The organism is Pelomonas sp. KK5 (assembly GCF_001984095.1).
Classification (GTDB): domain Bacteria; phylum Pseudomonadota; class Gammaproteobacteria; order Burkholderiales; family Burkholderiaceae_C; genus KK5.
Genome location: NZ_LYVQ01000530.1, coordinates 1 through 667, shown reverse-complemented (window position 1 = coordinate 667; position 667 = coordinate 1). Strand labels below are relative to the sequence as shown.

At 72.9% G+C, this 667-nt stretch carries 1 pseudogene; it reads left to right on the top strand.

Features of this window, described 5'->3' with window-relative positions:
• Nucleotides 1-27 precede the first annotated feature (27 nt).
• A pseudogene (locus B0W88_RS32150) lies at nucleotides 28-667 on the top strand (heme utilization protein); the annotation flags it as partial.

Sequence of the window (667 nt, the reverse complement as noted above, 5' to 3'; positions counted from 1 at the left end):
GCCATCGGCACCGCGCAGGTCGCCACGATGACGACGGAAGACGTCGTCGCCCTCGGCACCGCCGGCCTCAAGGCCATGGGCTCGGCCCAGATCCATGCGCTGACCACCGGCGACATCGTCGCGCTGAGCAGCGCCCAGGCCGGCGTGCTCAGCTCCGCCCAGGTCCAGGGCCTCGGCACCGACCAGCTCGCCAACCTCAGCACGGACAACCTGCGCGCGCTGAACAGCGCCGCCCTGCGCGCGCTCGGCAGCGCCCAGCTCGCTGCGCTGGACAGCGACCAGATCGGCGCGCTGACCACCACCCAGGTCGCCCAGCTCACCACCGCGCAGATCGCGGCGATGGGCAGCGACACGCTCAACGCGCTGACCAGCACCCAGATCCCCTCGCTGACCAGCTCGCAGGTCGCCGCCATCGGCACCGCGCAAGTGGCCACGATGACGACCGAAGACGTCGTTGCCCTGGGCTCCTCCGGCCTCAAGGCGATGGGCTCGGCCCAGATCCACGCGCTGACCAGCGGCGACATCGCCGCGCTGACGACGGGCCAGGCGGCCGTGCTCAGCTCGGCCCAGGCCGCCGGCCTCAGCAGCGGCCAGCTCGCCAACCTCGAGACCGATGACCTGCGCGCGCTCGGCAGCGCCACGCTGCGCTCGCTCTCCAGCAGCCAGC